A 22,382-nucleotide genomic window follows, 5' to 3' on the forward strand; every position below is an offset into this window, starting at 1 on the left:
GACGCACCCCCGGGACCTGATCCTCACAGCGGCGGTGCGCCGAGGTTGAGGACGAAGTTCCGCCGGTGAAACCGGTGGCTACCGGCCGGGAAACACCCGCGGACCAGGCTGCTGGTCATGACAGCAGCGACCGACACCCCCGGCACCGCCCGCGTCGTGATCGTCGGCGGCGGGACGGCCGGCCACCGCCTCGCCCAGCAGCTGGCCCTGCACGGCGAGCGCGAGGTGCTCCTGCTCGCCGAGGAGGAGCACCCGCCGTACAACCGGGTGCTGCTCGCCGAGGTGCTGTCCGGCCGGTACGCGCCGGAGGTCGCCGCCCTGGCCTCGCTGCCGCCGCAGGTCGTCCGGCGCCGGACGCGGGTGGTGCGGGTGGACCGGGAGCAGCGCCGGGTGCTGTGCGACGACGGTTCGACCGTCGGGTACGGCGCACTGGCGCTGGCGACCGGGAGCAACCCGGTGCTGCCGCCGCTGCGCGGGCTCTTCGACGAGTCCCGCACCGGACGTGAGCGTCATGAACTCCCCTGCGGGGTCTTCGCGTTCCGCACCATGACGGACTGCGCGGACATCGACGCCCGACTGCCCCGGAGCAGGCACGCGGTCGTGGTCGGCGGCGGACTGCTCGGTGTGAGTGCCGCCCGGGCGCTCGCGGCACGCGGGATCCCGGTGCTGCTCGCCCATCAGGGCGAGTATCTGATGGATCGTCATATCGACTCGTCCGCAGCCGAGTTGCTGCGCACCCACCTGATGGGGCAGGGCGTCGAGGTGCACACCGAGTGCCGGGTCCGCTCGGTGCTCACCGAGGGGCGTCGGGTCACCGGTGTCGAACTGGCCGACGGCTTCCGTCTTGAGGCCGATCTGCTGGTGCTCGCCGTCGGGGTCCGCCCGCGCAGCGGCCTCGCCAGAGCCGCCCGCCTGGCCGTCGGCCAGGGCGTTCTCGTGGACGACCGGCTGCGCACCGGAGACCCGCACATCCACGCCGTCGGCGACTGCGCCGAACACCGCGGTGTGGTGTACGGCCTGGCGGGGCCCGCGCTGGAGCAGGCGGACGTGCTGGCCCGGGTCCTGAGCGGGAAGCCGGCCGAGTACCGGGGCAGCCGCCTGCTCACCCGGCTCACCCTCAACAGCGCCACCCCGCTGGACATCGCCGCCTTCGGCAGCACCGAGCCCACCGGCCCCGAGGACCGGGTGGTCCGGCTGGCCGACGCCGGCCGCCGGAGCTACCGCAAGGTGATCGTCCGCCGGACCGGGGACGGCGGCGAACGCCTGGTCGGCGGCGTACTGCTGGGCGACCTCGACACCCTCGGCACCCTGGCCCACACCTGGGCGGACGACCAGGACCTCGTCTCCCACCCGCTCCACCTACTGACCGACATCGGCACCACCACCGGAGGGACTTCCCGATGACCACCACCAGGCCCACCGTCCTGCTGGTCGGCTACGGCATGGTCGGCCACCGCTTCCTGGAAGCCCTGGCCGACTCGGGCGCAGCCGACCGCCACCGGGTCGTCGTCCTCGCCGAGGAGCCCCGGCCCGCCTACGACCGGGTGGCGCTGACCTCGTACTTCTCCGGGCGGACGCCCGAGGATCTACTGCTCGGCGAGGACGGCTTCCTCGACCGGCACGGCTTCGAGCTGCACCTCTCCTCCCCCGCGGCCTCGATCGACCGGGCCGCCCGCACCGTCACCACCGCCGACGGCCGCACCTTCGGGTACGACACCCTGGTCCTGGCCACCGGCTCGTACCCGTTCGTCCCGCCGGTGGACGGCCGGGACGCCGAGGGCTGCTTCGTCTACCGCACCATCGAGGACCTGCGCGCGATCGAGTCGTACGCGGCCGGCGCGAAGACCGGGGCCGTGGTCGGCGGCGGCCTGCTCGGGCTGGAGGCGGCCGGAGCGCTCAAGGGGATCGGACTCGACACCCACGTGGTGGAGTTCGCGCCCCGGCTGATGCCCGTCCAGGTGGACGAGGGCGGCGGCGCGGCGCTGCGGCGCACCATCGAGGAGATGGGCGTCACCGTCCACACCGGTGTGGGCACCCGGACCGTCCTGGTCTCCGCCGAGGGCCGGGCCACCGGGATGGGCTTCACCGACGGCAGCGCGCTCGACACCGACCTGGTGGTCTTCTCCGCCGGGGTCCGCCCGCGCGACCAACTGGCGAGGGACTGCGGGCTGACCGTCGGCGAGCGCGGCGGCATCGCGGTGGACGAGAACTGCCGCAGCTCCGACGAGCACGTCTTCGCGATCGGCGAGTGCGCGCTGGCCGTGGACGGCCGGGTCTACGGCCTGGTCGCCCCCGGCTACGAGATGGCCGCGACCGTGGCCCGGCAGCTGGCCGGCCAGGACCCGAGGCCGTTCACCGGCGCCGACCTGTCCACCAAGCTGAAGCTGCTCGGCGTGGACGTGGCCAGCTTCGGCGACGCCTTCGGCAGCACGCCGGGCGCACTCGACGTGGTGTACTCCGACTCGCGCGCCGGGGTCTACAAGAAGCTGGTGGTCAGCCGCGAGGGCGCACTGCTCGGCGGCATCCTGGTCGGCGAGGCCGACCAGTACGCCGCGCTGCGCCCGCTGACCGGCACCGGCACCCCGCTGCCCGTCCCCGCCGAGTCACTGGTGCTGCCCACCGGGCTGGCCGCGCCTGCCGCTCTCGGCGGTTCGGCGCTCCCCGACGACGCGGTGGTCTGCAACTGCCACAACGTCACCAAGGGCCTGATCAGGGGCGCCGTCACCGAGCAGGGCTGCGGCACCGTCCCCGAGGTCAAGCGGTGCACCGAGGCGGGCACCGGCTGCGGCTCCTGCCTCAAGCTGATCGGGTCGATCGTCACCGAGGAACTGGCGGCCGGCGGCGTCGAGGTGGACCGGGGCCTGTGCCCCTGCTTCGCGCACACCCGCGCCGAGCTGTACGAGATCGTCCGGGTCCGGGGCGTCACCACCCACCGGCAACTGCTCGCCGAACACGGACGCCTGCGGGGCGAGGGCTGCGAGATCTGCAAGCCGACCGTCGCCTCGATCATCGCCTCCCTCGCCCCCGAACTCCCCGCCGTCAGCGGCCACATCCTGGACGGCGAGCAGGCCGCGCTCCAGGACACCAACGACCACTTCCTCGCCAACATCCAGCGCAACGGCTCCTACTCGGTCGTCCCGCGCATCCCCGGCGGCGAGATCACCCCCGAGAAGCTGATCGTGATCGGCGAGGTGGCACGCGACTTCGGCCTCTACACCAAGATCACCGGCGGCCAGCGGATCGACCTCTTCGGCGCCCGGGTGGACCAGCTGCCGCAGATCTGGTCCCGGCTGGTCGCGGCGGGCTTCGAGTCCGGACACGCGTACGGGAAGTCGCTGCGCACGGTGAAGTCCTGCGTCGGATCGACCTGGTGCCGGTACGGCGTGCAGGACTCGGTCGCCATGGCGATCCGGCTGGAGCTGCGTTACCGGGGACTCCGCTCGCCGCACAAGCTCAAGTCGGCCGTCTCCGGCTGCGCCCGCGAATGCGCCGAGGCCCGGGGCAAGGACTTCGGCGTGATCGCCACCTCCAGCGGCTGGAACCTCTACGTCGGCGGCAACGGCGGTGCCACCCCCCGGCACGCCGACCTGCTCGCCCAGGACCTCAGCGACCAGGAGCTGATCCGCCTGATCGACCGCTTCCTGATGTTCTACATCCGCACCGCCGACCGCCTGGAACGCACCTCCACCTGGCTGGAACGGCTCGACGGCGGGCTCGACCACGTCCGCGACGTGGTGGTGCACGACTCGCTCGGCCTCGCCGCCGAACTGGAACGGCAGATGGCCGGGCACATCGCCGGCTACCAGGACGAGTGGGCCGCCACCCTGGCCACCCCGGACCGGCTGCGCCGCTTCGTCTCCTTCGTCAACGCCCCCGGCGTACCCGACCCCAGCATCCGGTTCACCCCCGAACGCGACCAGGTCAAACCCGACCTCGCCGTCCTCGCCACGGTCGAGGAACTGCTCCGCCCCCTCGACACCGTCCCCCGGCTCTCGGAGGCCCGATGACCACCACCGCCACCGCCACCACTGCCACCACCGCCACCGCCACCGACCGCGTGGAACTGCGCACCGGCACCGACTGGACCCCGGTCTGCGACTGGGCGGCCCTCGTCCCCGGCCGCGGCGTCGCCGTCCTGCTCCCGGACGGACGCCAGGCCGCCGTCTTCCGCGACCACCTCGGACGGGTCCACGCCGTCGCCAACCGCGACCCGTTCACCGGTGCGTACGTCCTCTCCCGCGGCCTGCTCGGCTCCACCCCGGACGGCCGGGTCTACGTCGCCTCCCCCCTGCTCAAGCAGCGCTTCGACCTGCTGACCGGCGCATGCCTGGACGACGACACCGTCCGGATCCCGGTCCACTCGGCCCGGATCGGCAGCGCCCAGCCACCCGCAGCGGCTCGGCAGCACCACCCGGCCGGCCCTGCGCACCGGGGGCGCAACGGAGCTGCGCGCGGGAGGGTGTGAGAAGTTGCGTGTCGCGCCCCAGGGTGCTCGGGGAACTCAGTGGGCTCAGGACCGCAGGGCGTGGAGTACCGCAGCCGCCATGCCCTGCTGTCCGGCCGCGTTGGGGTGCACCGGTGCCAGCCCGGCCGCCGGGAACGGCGGCTCGATCCAGCGGGTGCCCTCCCCCGCACACATGTCGTGCCCGGCCGACGGGGTGTAGGTGTCCACGTACCCGGCACCGGCCGCCCCCGCGCGCTGCCGGAGCATCGTGTTGAGCTGCTGCTCCTTCTCGGCCAGGAAGGCCACGTCCCCGGCCGCCGCACCCCGGCCCAGCGTCGTCGTACAGCTCGCGGGGTCGGAGGGCAGCAGCTCCGGGTACCCCACCACGAAGACCCTGGCCTGCGGGGACCGGCTCCTGACCTGCTGCAGCAGCTCGCCGAGCCGTTCGCCCGCCGCATCGACCTTCTGCTGCACCTGGTCCTGCCCGTCCGCGCCGGTGAAGTGGCTGCGGCAGGGCGAACCGGCGGTCTGCGTGCCGGTGAGCCCGGCGAGCAGGCTCTGCTTGAGGCCCTCCTCGGCGCACCGGCCGAGCACGTCCATGAACCCGGCGTCGTTCCCGCCGATCCCGAGCGTGACCAGCCGGGTGGCCGGGGAGAGCGCGTCCAGCTGGGGCTCGTTGGTGCCGTCGACGGTCCGCTGCGCCGCCGCCAGGTCACGGGTGGTCGCCCCGCTGCAGCTGACGTCGGTGAAGGCCGCCCCGCTCAGGCCGAGCGCCTTCGCCACCAGCGACGGGTAGTTGGCCCCGGAGCGGGAGCACCCGGCCGGGGTACCGACCTGCGGAGCGATCCGCAGCCCGGCGGTGTACGAGTCGCCCAGCGCGACGTACGGGCCCGCCGGAAGCGCGGTCGCGGCCGTCGCCGAGGCGCGCGCGGAACCCTCGGCCGAAGGCCCGGACGGCCCGGACGCGGAGCCACCCGCGCTGCACCCGGCGGTCAGCACCAGGCCGGCCACGCCCAGCAGCACTCCCGCACGCCTGATGTCCACACACGCTCCCCCCGGGGTTTGACCCGCACCAACTCACCGCCCGTCCCCCGGGCGCCTGTGCTCCGGCAACGAACGGCCGTACCCGATGGCTCCCGCACCCGCTGTGACGACGGCTACGCCCTGTGCACCCACACCCCATGAACCCGCGCCCTGTGCACCCGAGCCCGGCGTGCACGGGACGGCCGGACCGGCACTACTCGGCGCCGCGCTCCTGCTCCGCGAGGAACTCCTCGAAGCGCCGCCCCAGCTCGTCCGCCGAGGGCAGCTCGGCGGTCTCGGCCAGCAGGCTCTCGCGGCTCTCCACGCCCGCCACGGCGTCGTACTGGCCCTCCATGCCCCGGATGGCGGAACGCAGCTCGCCGTCGCCCTGGGCCAGCTGCTCCTCGATGTCCGCGTACACCTCGCCGACCCGGTCGCGCAGCCCGGTACCGGGCAGCACCAGGCCGCTGACCGACTGGACCGCCTCCAGGATCACCACGGCGGCCGCCGGGTACGCGGATCGGGCCACGTAGTGCGGCACATGGGCGGCGAAGCCCACCACATCGTGCCCGGCCTGCGCCAGCCGGTACTCGAGCAGCGCCTGTGCACTGCCCGGCACCTGTGCCTGGTCGAACCACTTGGGGTAGCCGGCGGCGAGGTCGACCCGGTTGCCGTGCGGGGTGAGCCCGACCGGCCGGGTGTGCGGGACCCCCATCGGGATGCCGTGGAAGTCGACGGTCAGCCGGACCTCGAAGCGCTCGACCAGCTCGCGCACGGCGGCCGTGAACAGCTCCCACTCGGTGTCCGGCTCCGGACCGCTGAGCAGCAGGAACGGCGTACCGACCGAGTCCCGGACCAGCTGCAGCAGGATCTCCGGCGGCTCGTAGGCCGTCCAGCGGTCGCGGTCGAAGGTCATCACCGGGCGGCGGGCCCGGTAGTCGACCAGACGGTCGTGGTCGAAGCGGGCCACGATCTGCGGCGAGCCGTGCTCCAGCACATGGGCCACCACCTGGCCGCCGGCCTCGCCGGCGTCCATGAAGCCCTCGAAGTGGTGCAGCAGCACCAGACCGGCGGCGTCCGGACCGGCGGCGGCACGGGCCTCGGTCAGCGCGTCCACGCCCTGCCGCTCCAGCTGGTACAGCTCCTTGGGATCACGCACCGCGCACCCAACCCCGTTCCGTCTCGTCGCTCGTCGTCGTCGGACCGACCGGCCGGACCCGCCCCGTGATGTCACGAGGTACCGAATCCTGCATTCCGTTCCGGCCGACCGGTTCTTGACCAGTCCAGCGTGCGGCAGCCCTGTGACATTCCCGGATCGCCGAGGATGTGTCAGCTTCGCCCCTGCGCCACCCCGGCGGGCGGCTGCCGCACCCGACCGGACGATCATCATCGCACCACCCCGTGAATTCGCAGGTGGGAGCCGCTTCGCAGGCCCGGTCGGAGCCGGTCCGACACCCTCCGGACACCCGATTCAAGTGGCCGCGCCGAGCCCCGGCCCGGCACCCCGGACAGCCTCGTGCCGCCGTTCGCGCGCCGCGAAGTGACGCACCGCCTTCTGGCGGGTATGGTCCTCTCGCTGCCTCGCATCGCCGCGCCGCCGTCACGCCGTCTGTCACGTCGTGTTCCCGGCCCGGCCAGGTACGCTGGCAGCCACTCCTGAGACACCTTGCCTTCACTTGGCCGCCCGCTTCCCTTCGCGCTCTCATTCCTCTCTCGGCCATCTTTCGGACGCACACTGTCCTTTCTCTCATCCCGCCGGACGCGGTTGTCGACCCGTGCCCGTACGCCGACGTGCTGAGAGAGCCCACCTTCGTGCCGCGAACCGCGTACGGAGGTCCCTCCGATCGCCGAAGGACCGAAGGATCCGTGCCCGTACCCGTAACCCTCGTCGGCCGTACCGTGCGGCTGGAGCCCCTCGCCGAACACCACGCCGAAGCACTGGCCGTGGCCGGAACCGAGGACCGTACAACCTACGCCTTCACTCCCGTTCCGCACGGCCTCGAAGCCGCCCGGGAGTACGTCGGCCGTGCCCTCGCCGATCAGGCCGCGGGCAAGTCGCTGCCGTTCGCCACCGTGAACGTCGCGGACAACCGTGTGGTGGGCTCGACCCGCTTCCTGGAACTCGACTACTGGCAGGGCCCGCTGGTCTGGCCGCCCGTGCCGGGCGTGCCGCACGGCGACCCGCTGCACGCGGTCCCGGACGCTGCGGAAATCGGCAACACCTGGCTCTCCCCGCGGGCCCAGGGCACCGGCATCAACACCGAGGCCAAGCTGCTGATGCTCCGGTACGCCTTCGAGACCTGGCAGGTCCAGCGGATCTCGCTGCGCGCCGACGCCCGCAACATGCGCTCCCGCGCGGCCATCGAACGGCTCGGCGCCACCAGCGAGGGCGTCCGCCGCGCCCACTCGCGCGGCCTCGACGGGGTCGTCCGCAGCACCGCGTTCTACTCCATCCTCGACGAGGAGTGGCCGGCCGTCCGGGACATCATCGAGCTCCGGATCGCCGCCGCGACCTCGCCGAGCGCTCCCGACCCGGCGATCAACCAGGAGTGCCTTAGACAGGGCTTCCCGCTGATCCAGGTCTGATCCGGCGCTGACCGATCCGGGGCTGACCGATCCGGGGCTGACCCGGACCCGCTCCAGGGCGGACCCGGGCCCGCTCCAGGGCGGACCCGGGCCCGCTCCAGGGCGGACCCGGGTGCCCCTAGAACATCCCCAGGACCTCGGCGAGCAGGACGGCGGGGTCGGGGTGGCCGAAGCGATCGGGCCGGGCCTCGGCCGTCGCCGACACCGGCCGCCAACCGCCCGTCCTGGGGACCGGCTCGACCACGACCTCGAAGTTCCCGTACCCCGTGCCGGCCTCGTGCAGGTACACGACGCCCTCGACGATGCCGGTGACCCAGCGGTGGTTGCTCCGGTCCGGCCGCAGACCCCGGCGCAGCAGGGTCCAGCTCTGCTCGGGCCAGACCAGGTCGGGAACCGCGACCGAGCGCGGCAGCCGGATCGACAGCGGCTCGGGCCGGTACCTCCTGAAGTCGGCCACCGCGAGCCGCTCCGGTGTGGCCCAGTCGGGCAGCGGCTCGCGCGCGGCCAGCCAGGCGGGCGGAATCCCGGCGGTCCCGGTACGGGCGGCGACGATCCCGCCGACGATCGCGGCGGTGGTGTCCACGTCGCCACCCGCCCGGACGGTCTCCCAGAGCGCGGCCCGGTAGTCGTCCAGCTGGCGGGCGGCCGCCCAGAGCGCAAAGGGAACGGTGTCGACCGCACTCACCCTGCTGCCGTTGCCCAACTCGTACGCGGGCCGGTGAGCGTCCGGCTCGCCCAGCAGCCCGATCGCCCGCTCGATGCCGTCCCGGACCGCGCCGCGCGGGGTGAGCTCCCGTACGGCGGCCAGGAACTCCGGCGCAGTGGTCGGCTCGGTACGGGTCCGGACGGCGTACGCGGCCGCCACCGCGACGGCGATCGCGCCGTCCACGGCGTCGGGGTGGGTGTGCGTGATCACGGCGGTGTCGGCGGCGGGCCCGACCACGGCCGCCGGGTCGTGCGCATGGGCAGCGCCGAGCGGGGCCACCCGCATCGCGGCTCCGTTGCCGTACGAGCCCTGGCCGTCGAAGAGGCCGGCGGCCAGCCGCTTCGCGTCCCCGCCCTCCCTGATCAGCCGCAGCATTCGGTTGGCGGCCGGACCGTAGCCGCGGTCGAAGTCATGGCGGCGGGCGAAGGCGTGGGTCAGGTCGAAGGTGTCGATGGACTGGCGCTCGGCCCAGGCCGCGTGGACCGAGCAGGCCATCTCGGTGTCGTCCGTCCACGGCCAGACGCCGGGCGGGGCTTGACGGCCGATCAGGCGGTCGCGGTTCTCGGGGACGAAGAACTGGGCACCGAAGGCATCGCCGACGGAGAGGCCGTTCAGCGAGTCGAGGGCGGACGTTTCGGGAGTCGGGGAGTTGGGAGGCGACGTGGGTTCTGTCATCGCGGACATCCTGCCAGCGCTTTCCGGTCCCCCGACAGGCCCTGACAGGCCCGGCAGGCCTCAGTGGGCCTCAGCAGCGGGAGTCGATCTCCTGGAAGGTGCCGTAGTGATCCGCGGTCCAGTACTGCTCGCCGTCGGTACCGGTGACGACCCGTCGGGTACCCCGGTCCCCCGAACCGGGGGTGACCACGGTGAACTCGTGGTAGTAGCCGTTGGAGTGCCTGGGCAGCCGGCTCTCACGGTTCTCGAAGACCACGCCGTCGGTGCGGTAGGGGTACGGGCCGCCCTTGGCGATCAGCCCGAGGGTGTCCTGGGCCTGGCTGGGCAGCTTGCTGCGGCAGACGTCGGCGATGGCCGGATTGGTGGGTACCCAGGTGCCGGAGGAGGACGACTTCGCCGGGGCGGACGGCTTCGGCCCCCGGGAGGAGCCGGCCGCAGCCGTCGGGGCGGAGGTCTTGGTGGACGCCGTCCTACCGGTGCCGAGCATGGCGTAGACGGCTGCGGCGATGATCACGCAGCAGATGACTGCGGCAACGGCGATCAGACGGTTTCGGCTGGTCATGCGCTCCAGCTTGCCCGGTACGGCTCCGGCACCGGCACACCGGGTACCCCGCTCACCCGTACGGCCGAGCACCGCCGCCGCGTGCGGGCGTGCCGGGCCTGCCGGGCCCACTGGATGTGCCCGAGGAAAAACGCCGCCGGGGCGGGAACGGACGCCATTGTCCGTTCCCGCCCCGGCTGCCACGTACGGCGGCTCTCCTGCGCCGAGCTCCGCCGCACGCCCCTCCGGCGGAGGGGGCTGCGGTCAGCCGCGCTTCGGGGTCACCCCGTCAGCGCGAGTCGCTGCCCGCCGTCTCAAGGGCGGCACGGCCTGCCTCCAGGCGCGCCACCGGGATCCGGAAGGGAGAGCAGGATACGTAGTCCAGCCCCACCTCGTGGAAGAAGTGGACCGACTCCGGGTCGCCGCCGTGCTCGCCGCAGACGCCGAGCTTGAGGTCGGGCCGGGTGGCCCGTCCCGCCTCGACGGCCAGCTTGACCAGCGAACCGACACCGTCGCGGTCGATGGTCTCGAACGGCGAGACCCCGAAGATGCCCTTCTCCAGGTACGCGGTGAAGAAGCTCGCCTCCACGTCGTCCCGGGAGAAGCCCCAGACGGTCTGGGTCAGGTCGTTGGTGCCGAAGGAGAAGAACTCGGCGGCCTCGGCGATCTGACCGGCCGTCACTGCGGCGCGGGGCAGCTCGATCATGGTGCCGAGCTTGATGTCCAGCTTGACGCCGGTGGACGACGCCACCTCGGCCAGCACCCGCTCGCACTCGTCGCGGACCAGCTCCAGCTCCTGGACGGTGCCGACCAGCGGGATCATCACCTCGGGACGCGGGTCGCCGCCGGCCAGCTTGCGCTCGGCCGCCGCCTCCGCGATCGCCCGGACCTGCATCCCGAACAGGCCGGGGATGACCAGGCCGAGGCGGACACCGCGCAGACCCAGCATCGGGTTCTGCTCGTGCAGCCGGTGCACGGCCTGGAGCAGGCGCAGGTCGTTCTCGTTCGGGTCCTTGCGGGCCTCGGCGAGGGCGACGCGCACCGAGAGCTCGGTGATGTCGGGGAGGAACTCGTGCAGCGGCGGGTCCAGCAGGCGGACGGTGACCGGGAGTCCGTCCATCGACTGGAACAGCTCGATGAAGTCGCCCTTCTGCAGCGGAAGGAGGGCGGAGAGAGCCTGCTCGCGGTCCTTGTCGTTGTCCGCCAGGATCAGGTGCTCGACCTCCTTGCGGCGCTCCTCACCGAGGAACATGTGCTCGGTGCGGCAGAGGCCGATGCCCTGGGCGCCGTAGCGGCGGGCGCGGTTCGAGTCCTCGGCGTTGTCCGCGTTGGCCCGGACGGCCAGCTTGCGGCGGACGTCGGCGTGCGACATCAGCCGGTGCACGGCCTGGACCAGCCCGCCCTGGACGTCGGCACCGGCGTGCAGGGTGCCCTCGAAGTACTCGACCACCGGGGACGGCAGCACCGGGACCTCGCCCAGGTAGACCTTGCCGGTCGCCCCGTCGATCGAGACCACGTCGCCCTCCTCGACGACCTGCCCGTCGGCGGTCGTCAGGCGACGGCGCTTGGTGTCGACCTCCAGCTCCTCCGCACCGCAGACACAGGTCTTGCCCATGCCGCGGGCGACCACGGCCGCGTGCGAGGTCTTGCCGCCGCGCGAGGTCAGGATCCCCTCGGCCGCGATCATGCCGTCCAGGTCGTCCGGGTTGGTCTCCCGGCGGACCAGGATCACCTTCTCGCCGGAGCGGGACCACTTGACCGCGGTGTAGGAGTCGAAGACCACCTTGCCGACCGCGGCACCGGGCGAAGCCGCGATGCCCCAGGCGACCTGCTTCGAGGTGGCGTCGGGAGCGAAGCGCGGGAACATCAGCTGGGAGAGCTGGCCGCCGGTGACCCGGTGCAGCGCCTCGTCCAGGTCGATCAGACCCTGGTCGACCAGCTGGACCGCGATCCGGAAGGCGGCGGCGGCCGTGCGCTTGCCGATCCGGGTCTGCAGCATCCAGAGCTTGCCGCGCTCGATGGTGAACTCGATGTCGCACAGGTCGCGGTAGTGCAGTTCGAGCTTCTGCATGATCGTCATCAGCTCGTCGTACGACTTCTTGTCGAGCTTCTCGAGCTCGGAGAGCTGAAGGGTGTTGCGGATGCCGGCGACGACGTCCTCGCCCTGGGCGTTGGACAGGTAGTCGCCGTAGACGCCGACGGCGCCCGTGGAGGGGTCGCGGGTGAACGCGACACCGGTACCGGAGTCCTCGCCGAGGTTGCCGAAGACCATGCTGCAGACGTTGACCGCCGTGCCCAGGTCGTTCGGGATGCGCTCCTGCCGCCGGTACAGGCGGGCCCGGTCGCCGTTCCAGGAGTGGAAGACCGCGTGGATCGCCAGGTCCATCTGCTCCCGCGGGTCCTGCGGGAACTCCCGGTCGGTCTCGCGGAGCACGATCGCCTTGAAGGTGTCGACCAGCGTCTTGAGGTCCTCGGTGGTGAGGTCGAGGTCGTTGGCGGTGCCCTTGGCCTCCTTGGCCTCCTCCAGCGCCTCCTCGAACAGCTCGCCGTCCACGCCCAGCACGGTCTTGCCGAACATCTGGACCAGGCGGCGGTACGAGTCCCAGGCGAAGCGCTCGTTGCCGGACTGGGCGGCCAGACCGGCCACCGAGACGTCGGAGAGGCCGATGTTCAGGACGGTGTCCATCATGCCGGGCATGGAGAACTTGGCACCGGAACGGACCGAGACCAGCAACGGGTTGTCGGGCTGACCGAGCTGCTTGCCCATCTGCTGCTCCAGCGAGTCCAGGTGCTCGCTGATCTCCTTGTGCAGCGAGGTCGGCTCACTGCCGGTCTCCAGGAAGACCTTGCACGCCTCGGTGGTGATGGTGAACCCCGGGGGGACGGGGAGGCCCAGGTTGGTCATCTCGGCGAGGTTGGCACCCTTACCGCCGAGTAGATCCTTCAGGTCCTTGTTTCCTTCGGTGAAGGAGTAAACAAACTTCTGCTGCGCCGCCACGGGTCGGTCTCCTCGCACACGGTTGCCCTGACGCCGGAGAACATACCCATTTCGAAGGCACTGCCGCGCCGCCAATAGGCCGTACAAGCCTCGGAACGGGTCGTGACCCAACAGATCGAATGCCCACCGGGGCGTTCACCTCTGTTGATGAAATCGTCCGCCTGACGCTAGCAATCGTTCAAGTAGTGAAGGCATTGAAATGCGAAGATCACACGAACCGGACAGAGAGTAGCGAGCAATCGACCGCAGTGTTGCCCCGGCTTGATTTCCTGCAGCCAGCTGCGCCGATCCGCCTCCGGGCCCCTTCGGGAAGCGATTCACGCCCCGGTAGCCCCGCGAACCCACCCAACCGGCCGTCAATCGCCACGATATGTGGCAAGCGTCACGGGTGCACCTCAGCTGTCGGACGTAGGCGAGGTGCGCTTTTCGTAGCACTGTGTCGAGTTATGACATCTCTCCGCTACTGAAATCTGCCACAAAGGAGCCCTCTTGGCCAGATTGTCCAAGAGGGCTCGTCCGTTCCGGCGATTCAACCGAGAACGACTATGTCACCTGAACGTCTAAGTCAGCCGCCAGATGTGTCCAATTCGGCCTCCGCGCTGGGCAGGGCACAGTCATACGGATCGTCCAACCAGCCCTCGGGCAGTACCACCCGGTTGTTGCCGCTGGTCCGGCCACGCGGACCGTCGGCACCGGCGGGCCAGTGCTGGTCCTGCTCGACCTGGCCGAGCGTCTCCGCCAGCTCGGCCAGCGAACTGGACATCGCGAGCTTCACCCGGAGCTCGGAACCCACCGAGAAGCCCTTGGTGTACCAGGCGACGTGCTTACGGAAGTCGATGACACCGCGTGCCTCGTCCTCCAGCCACTCGCCGAGCAGCTGGGCGTGCCGCACCATCGCCTGCGCCACGTACCCGAAGGTCGGGCGGGCGTAGTCCACATCGCCCTCGAAGATCGAGACCAGGTCCTTGAACAGCCACGGCCGGCCGAGGCAGCCCCGGCCGACGACCACGCCGTCGCAGCCGGTCTCCCGCATCATCCGCACCGCGTCGTCGGCCGACCAGATGTCCCCGTTGCCCAGCACCGGGATCTCCGCCGGGACGGAGTCGCGCAGCCGGGCGATGGCCGACCAGTCCGCCGTGCCGCCGTAGTGCTGGGAGGCCGTACGCCCGTGCAGGGCGATCGCCGAGACGCCCTGCTCCGCGCCGATCCGGCCCGCGTCCAGATAGGTCAGGTGGTCGTCGTCGATGCCCTTGCGCATCTTCATGGTCACCGGCAGGCCGCCCGCGTTGCCGACCGCCTCGCGCAGGATCTCGCGCAGCAGGTTGCGCTTGTACGGCAGCGCGGAGCCGCCGCCCTTGCGGGTGACCTTCGGTACCGGGCAGCCGAAGTTGAGGTCGATGTGATCGGCGAGGCCCTCCTCCGCGATCATCCTGGCGGCCCGGCCGACCGTCACCGGGTCCACCCCGTACAGCTGGATCGAACGCGGCTTCTCACTCGGATCGAACTTGATCAACTGCATGGTCTTGGCGTTGCGCTCGACCAGTGCGCGCGTCGTGATCATCTCGGAGACGTAGAGCCCCTTGCCCCCGCTCTGCTCCCGGCAGAGCGTCCGGAACGGGGCATTGGTGATGCCCGCCATCGGCGCCAGTACGACCGGTGGCCACACCTGCAGGGGGCCGATGTTCAGCGGTGCGAACTCGGGCGTGGGGGCGGGGGTGGGGTCAGGGGTAGCAAGGGCCCCGGCGGTGGCCGTGATCGGCTGGACGGTGGCGGGCATGGAGGTCATACGGGCGAAGTCCTCATGGTCGGCAAGGGCGACAGTGATTCGGCGCGGGCGGTGCTGTGAGACTCTCCATTGTCCCCCAGGCCGCCCCCCGTTCGGCTCTGTGGTCGGCCCATCACCCGCAGTCCGGCCGGTACCGGGGCCGGCCGGTTGCCCGAGTCCGCAGCCGACTACCGGGATCCGGCCGGGGTCGGGGCGGTGGGCACCTGTTCACCAGGAGAGGTCGGTGCGCCGGACGTGGCCGCCCCGGCCCCGGAGTCCGCCGAACCGGAGGCCACCGTCACCGGGCCGGACATGGTCGTGATGTCGATCGTGCGCTTGGAGCCGCTGTCCTCCACATCCGGATCGATGCTCCAGGAGTGCGAGAGCGTGTGGCCGCCCACGTGGTAGCGCGTGTTCTGACCCGGGACGGTGATGACCACCGGACCGGAGGTCGTGGTCGCTGTCACCGACTCCGGAGGCCGGGCGAAGCCCAGACTCATCTGCCCGGAACTGGACGCCGCCTGGACCACGGACGAGCCCAACTCCTTGGCCACGATCTGCCCCGAAGCCGACTTCGCCCAGACCGTGCCGCTCACGCTCTCCAGCCACAGCTGACCGGAGGCGGTCTTTGCCCGGATCTCGCCGGACACCCCACGTATGTACGTGTCTCCGGAACTGCCCTGGGTGTGGACCCCGGTGTCGGCCGGGACCTGGATGTCGAGGGCGGCATCGCAGCCGATCACCGATATCGGCCCTCCGCACGAGACGGCGACTCGCAGGGTGCTCCCGACCACCTGGGCGTTGACGGACGGACGGCGCGTCACCCAGCCCAGACTCTCCTTCATCGTGACCCGGTCGGCTGCGCCCGCCTCGACCGAGACCTTTGCACTACCGGAGTCCACCTCGACTGTCTTGATCTGCTGCCAGAAGGTGCGGTGCTCCGTGCGGCTCTGGTGGGTCAACCGGGACCAGGCCGTCAGCCCGCCGCTCAGCAGCGTGATCACCAGCACGACGACGCCGATCCGCCGCCACACCCCGCTGCCGTCGCCGGCTCGCTCCCGAGCAGCTGCCCCCTGGGCCGCCCCCTCGTGCGCCATGGCTACCCCAGTTCCAGGAAACGGAGTACGGCCAGCACCCTGCGGTGCGATGCGTCGGCCGGTGGCAGGTCCAGCTTCATGAAGATGCTGTTGATGTGCTTGGCGACGGCGCTGTCGCTGACGACCAGGGACTCGGCGATCGCGGTGTTGGAACGGCCCTCCGCCATCAGCGTCAGGACGTCCCGCTCCCTGGGGGTCAGGCGCTCCAGGGGATCGCGGTGGCGCCGCAGCAGCAACTGGGCCACCACCTCCGGGTCCAGCGCGGTGCCGCCCTCCGCCACTCGTTGCAGCGCCTCCACGAAGTCGTCCACATTGGCGACCCGCTGCTTGAGGAGGTAGCCGACCCCGCTGGTGTTCCCCGTGAGCAGATCTGCGGCGTACCGCTCCTCCACGTACTGGGAGAGCAGCAGCACCGCGATCTCCGGCCACTGCCGGCGGATCATCAGCGCAGCCCGGACGCCCTCGTCGGTGAAGCCCGGTGGCATCCGGACGTCGGCCACGACGACCTTCGGCCTGTGCTCCTCCACGGCCGCAAGCAGCGCCTCGGCATCGCCGACTGCGGCGGCGACCTCGTACCCGACCGCCTCCAGGACCTTGACCAGGCCCACCCGCAGCAGGACCGAGTCCTCGGCGATCACAGCTCGCATGGCAACTCCACAGTGATGACGGTCGGGCCCCCGAGGGGGCTGGTGATGGCCAGGGTGCCGTCCACCGAGGCGGCGCGCTTGCGCAGCCCGATGAGACCGGTGCCCGTGCTCGGGTCGGCGCCGCCGACGCCGTCGTCGGTTATGACGATGCGGACCCGGCCGAACTCCTGCCGCACCGACAGATCGACGCGGGAGGCGCGGGCATGCTTCGCCACATTGGCCAGGGCCTCCGAGACGGTGAAGTAGGCGACGGCCTCGACGGTCGGGGATATGCGATCGGGAAGGTCCACCGTCAGGCGGACCGGGACGGGAGCCCGGGCGGCGATGCCGGAGAGCGCCGCGTCCAGGCCACGATCCTCCAGGACCACGGGGTGGAGTCCCCGGACGAGGTCACGCAGCTCGGCGATGGCGGCCTGGGCCTCCTGGTGCGCCTCGACGATCACCTGCATGGCCTCGGGCGGTACGTCCTTCAGCGTGCGCCGGGCAAGGCCGAGATTCATCGCCAGCGAGACCAGGCGCTGCTGGGCGCCGTCATGCAGGTCCCGTTCTATCCGCCGGCGTTCGGCATCCGCTGCGTCCACCACGCCGGCTCGGCTCTCGGCGAGATCCTCGACGCGGCGCTCCAGGACCTCCGCCCGGTTCGGCCCGAGCAGGGCACGGGCCGCCCGCTCGTCGAGCCTGGCCAGCCAGGCCACCACCCAGGGCACTGCCAGGAGCAGGGCCAGGCCGGCAACGGTGATCCCGGCATCGGTCACCGACCAACCGGTGCCGTAGCGCAGGGAGTTCCCTCTCGGCAGGAAGGACACCCAGCCGTAGACCGTGGCCATCACCAGACCCGCGCCCCAGACGGCCAGCACCAGAAAGGAGCCGATGGCGAGGGCCGGCGCGGCCAGGAAGTGGTACCCGGCCTGCCGCCAGGTGAACCCGGAGCGCAGGCGCACGACCCACCCGGCGTCGGGGCCCACCCTGCCCGGGATCTCCAGACCGCGCAGCTCGCGGAAGCGGCTGCGCTGAGCGATCGTCAGCAGATCCATGCACAGCACGGCGACCGGGAGCAGTACGCCCGACTTCGGCATGCTCAACGCGAGGATGAGGGGAAGGCCCAGCGGCACCCCGGCCGCGATGAACACCGCATCCCGCCGGGAGGCCGCCGACCACGGGAGGTGCTCGGCGCCCCGGTCGCGTACCTGGCGGAGGGCGGAGTTCAACATGCCGCACAGCCTATGGGCCCCCGATCAGGCCGATCCATGAAGTAGGCATCCGAATCAATGCTGTAGCTAGGTACACCCCCAAGACGGATGCGTGGGCTACCGACAGGGCTTCTTTCCGGCGCGAATCTTGACGGCATGACGAGAACAAGTCGCATGGTGGCAGCGGAGAGTCCGGCCGAGTCGGCCACCGACCGGGGCGTCGGCGCGGCTGTCGGCAGTGCCGATAGCCACCGGGGCGCGGGCGCGGCCGACGACGAGGCCGGCACTACCCGGGTGGGCCCGTGGTCGGTCAGGACAAGTCCTGCCGAGCGAGGGCGGGCCTCTCTGGAGATTTACGAGTGCGGCGAGTTGTTGGATGTGATGGTGGTCTCCGCCCTCGACGTCCAGCAGGTCCTGCGCGGGGCCCGGTGCACTGCCGACGCCGACGGTCCGACCGGCTTCGCCTGGGGCCGGTTGCCGGCCGACGGCTCACTGCCCGAAGTCACCTTCACCAGTGGCGGCTTGCTGGGCCGGAGCCACCGTCCGGTCCAAGTGGTCCCGCTCGCCGACTCGTTCTGGCTGGCCTGGTCCGACGGGCCGCCCTGCGGCTCGGTGCAGGTGCGAGTTCCCCACGATGACGCGCAGTCGGTCCGGATGCGAGCCGGGCGGGCGTCATGAGTCTGCACCGGTTGCTGATCGCCTGCGGAGTGGTGCTGCTGCCATGGGCAGCGCTGCTGGCAGCTGCCCCCGGAGCCAGCGCGGGCTGGTCCACGCTCGACTTCCTGGAGGCCACTGCCCTGATCAGCACCGGTGCACTGCTACGACTGAGCAGCCCCAGCAGCCGACAGACGGCAGCAGTGGCCGCAGCCCTGCTGCTCGGCGATGCCTGGTACGACGTCCACACAGCGGCATACGGCACACAGCTCGCCGCAGCCGTGGTGATGGCACTCTGTGCAGAGCTGCCACTGGCGTGGCTCTGCACCGTCCTGGCCCTCGGCGGTCCGGCCACCCGGACCACGCAGGGCCGAGCATCACTCCGGGCCGGAGCCACCGAAGTCACCGCTGGTACGGCCGGTGCGGTCAGGGCGATCGGTGCGGTCGGTGCGGTCAGGGCGGTCAGGGCGGTCAGGGCGGTCAGGGCGGTCGAGCTGGCCAGAGCGCCCGGTGCAGCCAGCGCCGTTGGCGGAGCGCCCGTTCACTCGCCCTCGTCCCACCGGCCCGGGTATGGCTCAGCGGACGGCTGCGAGCTGCTCCAGGCGCTGCTGCGTCTCCTCGTCCTGCGGGGTGTAGGCCACCAGCCGGGTGCTCGGCCGAGCCCCCAGCCACAGATTGGTGTACTCGAAGCGGCACAGGCCGACCTCGGGAAGCAGGAAGTGCTTGAGGCCGTTGCTCGGCACGGACACCTCGTGCCGGTCCCAGACCGTCTCGAACTCGGGGAAGGTCCAGCGCAGACGCTGAAGGAGGTTCTTCCAGACCGGCTCCGAGGAGTGCTCGGCCATCGCCGCCCGGAATCGGGCCGTCACCGACTCGCGGGCCTCCTGGACATCCACCAGCACCGAGGAGAAACGGGACTGGGCGAAGAGCAGCCACAGCACGTTCCGCTCCTCGAACGGCATCGCGTCGAGGTCCCCCGCGAGCCAGGTGTAGGCACGGTTGTAGGCCAGGATGTCGTACCGACTGTTGAGCACCACGGCGGGCATCGGTTCGAGCTGCTCCAGTACGGCCCGCACGGACGGAGTGATGGTCGAGCACTCCGGGACGGGGGTCGGGTCCTCCGAGCCTGCCAGCACGAAGAGATGAGCCCGCTCGCTCCGGTCGAGCTGCAGGGTTCGGGCCACCGAGTCCAGCACCTGGGCCGATACCTGGATGTCCCTCCCCTGCTCCAGCCACGTGTACCAGGTGACTCCTACGGCAGCGAGCTGCGCGACCTCCTCCCGGCGCAACCCCGGGGTCCGGCGGCGCCCGGTCAGCGGCAGGCCGACCTGCTCCGGCGAGATCCGCTCCCGACGGCTGCGCAGGAAGGTCGCCAGTTCGCTCCGACGGCTGTCGGTCGGCACGGTGATGGTCGTCATAAGGCCAAGGATGCGCGAAATACGATCCTGTTGCCAGGTACTTCCTATACCTGGATAAACGCCATCTGGTACCAGGGTGAGCCAGGGCGGATCGTAGTGCCCGTGACCCAGCAACTCGTGACCCAGCAACCCGCGATCTCGCAGACCCCACCCGTGATCTCACAGGCCAGTCCCCTGGCCCAGGCTGCCGCCCCCACCCTTGGGCCGGCCGGCCTTGTCACCGTCCTGCTCGGCGCCTTCCTGCCGATGCTCGACTTCTTCATCGTCAACGTCGCGCTGCCCACCATCGACCATGATCTGGCTGCCGGGCCCGCCGTACTGGAACTCGTCGCCGCCGGGTACGGCATAGCCTTCGCGGTACTCCTGGTACTCGGCGGGCGGCTCGGCGACACCTTCGGTCGCCGCCGGCTCTTCATCATCGGCGCGGGGGCCTTCGCCGTCACCTCCCTGCTCTGCGGTCTCGCACCCACCGCCTGGACGCTGGTCGCCGCCCGGGCAGCCCAGGGCGCCTCGGCCGCGCTGCTGCTGCCGCAGGTGCTCGCCACCATCACCGCAGCCAGCAGTGGTCCGCAACGCGCTCGGGCGCTGAGCATCTACGGCGCCGTCGGCGGCATCTCCGTGGTGATCGGACAGGTCCTCGGCGGGATGCTGGTCTCCGCCGACCTCTTCGGCACCGGCTGGCGCGCCGTGTTCCTGCTGAACGTGCCGTTCGCGCTGCTCACCGCAGTCCTTGCGATCCCGTACGTGCCGGAGAGCCGCTCGCCGCACGCCGCCGGCGTCGACCTCCCCGGCACCGCACTGCTGACGGCAGCGCTGCTCGCGCTGTTCCTGCCGCTGATGGAGGGGCGCGCCGCAGGCTGGCCGCTCTGGTCCTGGGTGCTGCTCGGTGCGTTCCCGCTCCTCGCCGCCGCCTTCCTGTACGTGGAGCGGCGAGCGGAGCAGGCGGGTCAGGTCCCACTGGTGCCGCTCTCGCTGCTGCGGATACCGGAGATGCGCCGAGGCCTCGGGGTCGCGGTGCCGTACTTCACGGGCTTCGGCGGCTTCATGTTCGTGGTGGCCGTCATGCTGCAGCAGGGGCTGCGACTTGGGCCGGTCGCGGCGGGGTGGGCGCTGGTGCCGATGGCGGTCGGCTACTTCTTCGCCTCGCTGAGCGGGCCGCGCCTGATCAGTCGGTTCGGCAGCCGGGTGATCACCGTCGGAGCGGTGGTCCAGGGCCTGGGGCTGGCCGTCCTGATCGCCACGGTACTGATGGACTGGGCGCACTTCTCGCCGTGGCGGATGCTGCCCGGCGTGGCCCTGGCCGGCATCGGCCAGGGCCTGATCGGGACACCGCTGTTCCGGGTCGTACTGTCCAAGGTTCCGATCGAGCGCGCCGGCGTCGGCAGCGGGGTGCTGGCCACAACACAGCAGTCCAGCCTGGCACTTGGGGTGGCCACCCTGGGCACGCTCTTCCTCTCCCTCTCCCCCACGATCGGTATCGACCACGCGCTGGCTCTGGTCCTGAGCCTGCAGCTGACCGGCTCTGCAGCCATCTTCCTGCTGAGCATCCGACTGCCTCGCACGGTCGCCTGAATCGGCCGGCCGACACTCATCGCCCCCGCCCCCGGTCCAGTTCCCGCCCGACCGGGCCTGGCCAGAACGAAGCCGGGCAGCGCGCAGAGCCGGGCAGGACGCGGCCAGCCCGAACAGAGTCACGCAGGACAAGGACAGGCAGAACGAGGCCGGACAGAGCAGAGCAGCCCGCGACGGCGAGGAAATTCGGGAGCCATCACCAGCCCTTCGTGTCAGGATGACGATATGACGACGCCCCAGCCCCGAACCCCAGCCGAGACCCGTTCCCGCGAGGAGCTCAACGCTCTCGTGGCAGCGGGTGCCCGCCCCAAGTACCTGCTCTTCTGGGGTCACCAGCCGGAGCGGGACGGCCGGGTGGGTTCGGGTTCGCTCAGTCAGTGGTGGCCGGCCGAGTTCACCGTGGACGGAGTGACGTACGCAACGGCCGAGCACTGGATGATGGCGGGCAAGGCCCGGCTCTTCGGGGACGATCAGGTGCTGCCGCAGATCCTCGCCGCCCGCACCCCGGCCGAGGCGAAGAAGCTCGGGCGGCTGGTCCGGGGTTTCGACGAGGAGCGCTGGGCGGCCGAATGCTTCGAGCTGGTGGTCCAGGGCAATGTGGCCAAGTTCGGCCAGGACGATGCCCTCCGGGAGTACCTGCTCGGCACCGCGCAGCGAGTGCTCGTGGAGGCCAGCCCGCTCGACCGGCTCTGGGGCATCGGCCTCGCCGCCGACAACGAACGAGCTACCCAACCCACCGCATGGCGCGGCCTCAACCTACTGGGCTTCGCCCTCATGGAGGCCCGCACCCGCCTCGCAGCCCAACAGCGCGAGGCCTGACTCCCCCCGCCGCCCCAAGGCCCGGCCGCCCGAACGCCCGGCCGCAGCCGCCAGCAGTCGCCCAAAACCGTCGGCCCCCGCGCGGAGCATCCGCACGGGGGCCGGCGAGCCGGGCTGCTGACGGCAGAACCCGTCAGCAGCCGAGCAGCGGTCGATCAGCAGCTGATCAGCAGCCGATGAGGCGGGCCGCCAGGTAGGACTTCACCTGGTCGAGGGAGACACGCTCCTGCGCCATGGTGTCGCGGTC

17 protein-coding genes are annotated in these 22,382 nt (G+C 71.4%); 7 read left to right on the plus strand and 10 right to left on the minus strand.

Annotated features, from left to right (window positions below; all coding sequences use genetic code 11):
* Nucleotides 1-117: 117 nt before the first annotated feature.
* The 3 genes from UK12_RS23020 to nirD are packed head-to-tail and all read left to right on the plus strand — an operon-like array spanning nucleotide 118 to nucleotide 4,465.
* Complete coding sequence (locus UK12_RS23020; RefSeq protein WP_045305004.1) at nucleotides 118-1,404, plus strand: NAD(P)/FAD-dependent oxidoreductase; 1,287 nt, start codon at nucleotides 118-120, stop codon at nucleotides 1,402-1,404.
* Nucleotides 1,401-4,007, plus strand: coding sequence for a nitrite reductase large subunit NirB (gene nirB / locus UK12_RS23025; protein ID WP_045305005.1), 2,607 nt, complete (start codon nucleotides 1,401-1,403; stop codon nucleotides 4,005-4,007). Before UK12_RS23020 ends, nirB begins: the two co-directional genes overlap by 4 nt.
* Nucleotides 4,004-4,465, plus strand: coding sequence for a nitrite reductase small subunit NirD (gene nirD, locus UK12_RS38350; RefSeq protein ID WP_082119864.1), 462 nt, complete (start codon nucleotides 4,004-4,006; stop codon nucleotides 4,463-4,465). Before nirB ends, nirD begins: the two co-directional genes overlap by 4 nt.
* 45 nt (nucleotides 4,466-4,510) lie before the next feature.
* Here the strand turns inward: nirD and UK12_RS23035 are convergent, their stop codons facing one another.
* On the minus strand, nucleotides 4,511-5,488 hold the full coding sequence (locus tag UK12_RS23035) for an SGNH/GDSL hydrolase family protein (RefSeq protein ID WP_197085106.1): 978 nt from the start codon (nucleotides 5,486-5,488) through the stop codon (nucleotides 4,511-4,513).
* Between the two features lie 193 nt (nucleotides 5,489-5,681).
* Nucleotides 5,682-6,626: a PAC2 family protein gene (locus UK12_RS23040; protein WP_045305006.1), complete on the minus strand. Its 945-nt coding sequence runs from the start codon at nucleotides 6,624-6,626 to the stop codon at nucleotides 5,682-5,684.
* A gap of 707 nt (nucleotides 6,627-7,333) precedes the next feature.
* On the opposite strand from UK12_RS23040, the gene UK12_RS23045 reads away from it, so the two are divergent.
* Nucleotides 7,334-8,053, plus strand: coding sequence for a GNAT family N-acetyltransferase (locus UK12_RS23045; protein WP_045305007.1), 720 nt, complete (start codon nucleotides 7,334-7,336; stop codon nucleotides 8,051-8,053).
* Between the two features lie 118 nt (nucleotides 8,054-8,171).
* On the opposite strand, the gene UK12_RS23050 is transcribed toward UK12_RS23045, so the two are convergent.
* From UK12_RS23050 to UK12_RS23080, 7 genes are all read right to left on the minus strand, one after another.
* A complete protein-coding gene (locus tag UK12_RS23050; RefSeq protein ID WP_063838308.1) occupies nucleotides 8,172-9,434 on the minus strand; it encodes an ADP-ribosylglycohydrolase family protein in 1,263 nt (420 codons plus the stop codon).
* A 70-nt stretch (nucleotides 9,435-9,504) separates the two neighbouring features.
* Nucleotides 9,505-9,996 carry a ribonuclease gene (locus tag UK12_RS23055; RefSeq protein ID WP_082119865.1) on the minus strand — a complete coding sequence of 164 codons (492 nt, stop codon included), beginning with the start codon at nucleotides 9,994-9,996 and terminating at the stop codon, nucleotides 9,505-9,507.
* Between the two features lie 268 nt (nucleotides 9,997-10,264).
* On the minus strand, nucleotides 10,265-12,973 hold the full coding sequence (gene ppdK / locus UK12_RS23060; protein ID WP_045305008.1) for a pyruvate, phosphate dikinase: 2,709 nt from the start codon (nucleotides 12,971-12,973) through the stop codon (nucleotides 10,265-10,267).
* A 565-nt stretch (nucleotides 12,974-13,538) separates the two neighbouring features.
* Nucleotides 13,539-14,750 carry a tRNA dihydrouridine synthase DusB gene (gene dusB, locus UK12_RS23065; RefSeq protein ID WP_197085109.1) on the minus strand — a complete coding sequence of 404 codons (1,212 nt, stop codon included), beginning with the start codon at nucleotides 14,748-14,750 and terminating at the stop codon, nucleotides 13,539-13,541.
* A 176-nt stretch (nucleotides 14,751-14,926) separates the two neighbouring features.
* Entirely contained in the window at nucleotides 14,927-15,835 is a 909-nt protein-coding gene (locus tag UK12_RS23070) for a DUF4097 family beta strand repeat-containing protein (protein ID WP_156178868.1), read from the minus strand.
* Nucleotides 15,836-15,837: 2 nt separating this feature from the next.
* Nucleotides 15,838-16,482, minus strand: coding sequence for a response regulator (locus UK12_RS23075; protein ID WP_045305010.1), 645 nt, complete (start codon nucleotides 16,480-16,482; stop codon nucleotides 15,838-15,840).
* Nucleotides 16,470-17,693, minus strand: coding sequence for a sensor histidine kinase (locus UK12_RS23080; RefSeq protein WP_045305011.1), 1,224 nt, complete (start codon nucleotides 17,691-17,693; stop codon nucleotides 16,470-16,472). Before UK12_RS23080 ends, UK12_RS23075 begins: the two co-directional genes overlap by 13 nt.
* A 153-nt stretch (nucleotides 17,694-17,846) precedes the next feature.
* Between UK12_RS23080 and UK12_RS23085 the strand changes: the two genes are divergently transcribed.
* Nucleotides 17,847-18,350: a hypothetical protein gene (locus UK12_RS23085; RefSeq protein ID WP_045305012.1), complete on the plus strand. Its 504-nt coding sequence runs from the start codon at nucleotides 17,847-17,849 to the stop codon at nucleotides 18,348-18,350.
* Nucleotides 18,351-18,901: 551 nt separating this feature from the next.
* On the opposite strand, the gene UK12_RS23090 is transcribed toward UK12_RS23085, so the two are convergent.
* Nucleotides 18,902-19,744, minus strand: coding sequence for a helix-turn-helix transcriptional regulator (locus tag UK12_RS23090; RefSeq protein ID WP_052682088.1), 843 nt, complete (start codon nucleotides 19,742-19,744; stop codon nucleotides 18,902-18,904).
* A 102-nt stretch (nucleotides 19,745-19,846) separates the two neighbouring features.
* Between UK12_RS23090 and UK12_RS23095 the strand changes: the two genes are divergently transcribed.
* Nucleotides 19,847-21,316: an MFS transporter gene (locus UK12_RS23095; protein ID WP_231591346.1), complete on the plus strand. Its 1,470-nt coding sequence runs from the start codon at nucleotides 19,847-19,849 to the stop codon at nucleotides 21,314-21,316.
* 225 nt (nucleotides 21,317-21,541) lie between these two features.
* Nucleotides 21,542-22,135 carry an NADAR family protein gene (locus UK12_RS23100; RefSeq protein ID WP_045305013.1) on the plus strand — a complete coding sequence of 198 codons (594 nt, stop codon included), beginning with the start codon at nucleotides 21,542-21,544 and terminating at the stop codon, nucleotides 22,133-22,135.
* Nucleotides 22,136-22,382: the final 247 nt, after the last annotated feature.

The organism is Saccharothrix sp. ST-888 (assembly GCF_000955975.1).
GTDB lineage: Bacteria > Actinomycetota > Actinomycetes > Streptomycetales > Streptomycetaceae > Kitasatospora.

What these genes read in the sequence shown, in the direction of transcription:
- UK12_RS23080 (WP_045305011.1), bottom strand. Translation starts at nt 17,693, where the DNA reads ATGTTGAACTCCGCCCTCCGCCAGGTACGCGACCGGGGCGCCGAGCAC.
- UK12_RS23100 (WP_045305013.1), top strand. Translation starts at nt 21,542, where the DNA reads ATGACGACGCCCCAGCCCCGAACCCCAGCCGAGACCCGTTCCCGCGAG.
- UK12_RS23020 (WP_045305004.1), top strand. Translation starts at nt 118, where the DNA reads ATGACAGCAGCGACCGACACCCCCGGCACCGCCCGCGTCGTGATCGTC.
- UK12_RS23055 (WP_082119865.1), bottom strand. Translation starts at nt 9,996, where the DNA reads ATGACCAGCCGAAACCGTCTGATCGCCGTTGCCGCAGTCATCTGCTGC.
- UK12_RS23050 (WP_063838308.1), bottom strand. Translation starts at nt 9,434, where the DNA reads ATGACAGAACCCACGTCGCCTCCCAACTCCCCGACTCCCGAAACGTCC.
- UK12_RS23070 (WP_156178868.1), bottom strand. Translation starts at nt 15,835, where the DNA reads ATGGCGCACGAGGGGGCGGCCCAGGGGGCAGCTGCTCGGGAGCGAGCC.
- UK12_RS23075 (WP_045305010.1), bottom strand. Translation starts at nt 16,482, where the DNA reads ATGCGAGCTGTGATCGCCGAGGACTCGGTCCTGCTGCGGGTGGGCCTG.
- dusB (WP_197085109.1), bottom strand. Translation starts at nt 14,750, where the DNA reads ATGCCCGCCACCGTCCAGCCGATCACGGCCACCGCCGGGGCCCTTGCT.
- UK12_RS23085 (WP_045305012.1), top strand. Translation starts at nt 17,847, where the DNA reads ATGGTGGCAGCGGAGAGTCCGGCCGAGTCGGCCACCGACCGGGGCGTC.
- nirD (WP_082119864.1), top strand. Translation starts at nt 4,004, where the DNA reads ATGACCACCACCGCCACCGCCACCACTGCCACCACCGCCACCGCCACC.
- UK12_RS23090 (WP_052682088.1), bottom strand. Translation starts at nt 19,744, where the DNA reads ATGACGACCATCACCGTGCCGACCGACAGCCGTCGGAGCGAACTGGCG.
- nirB (WP_045305005.1), top strand. Translation starts at nt 1,401, where the DNA reads ATGACCACCACCAGGCCCACCGTCCTGCTGGTCGGCTACGGCATGGTC.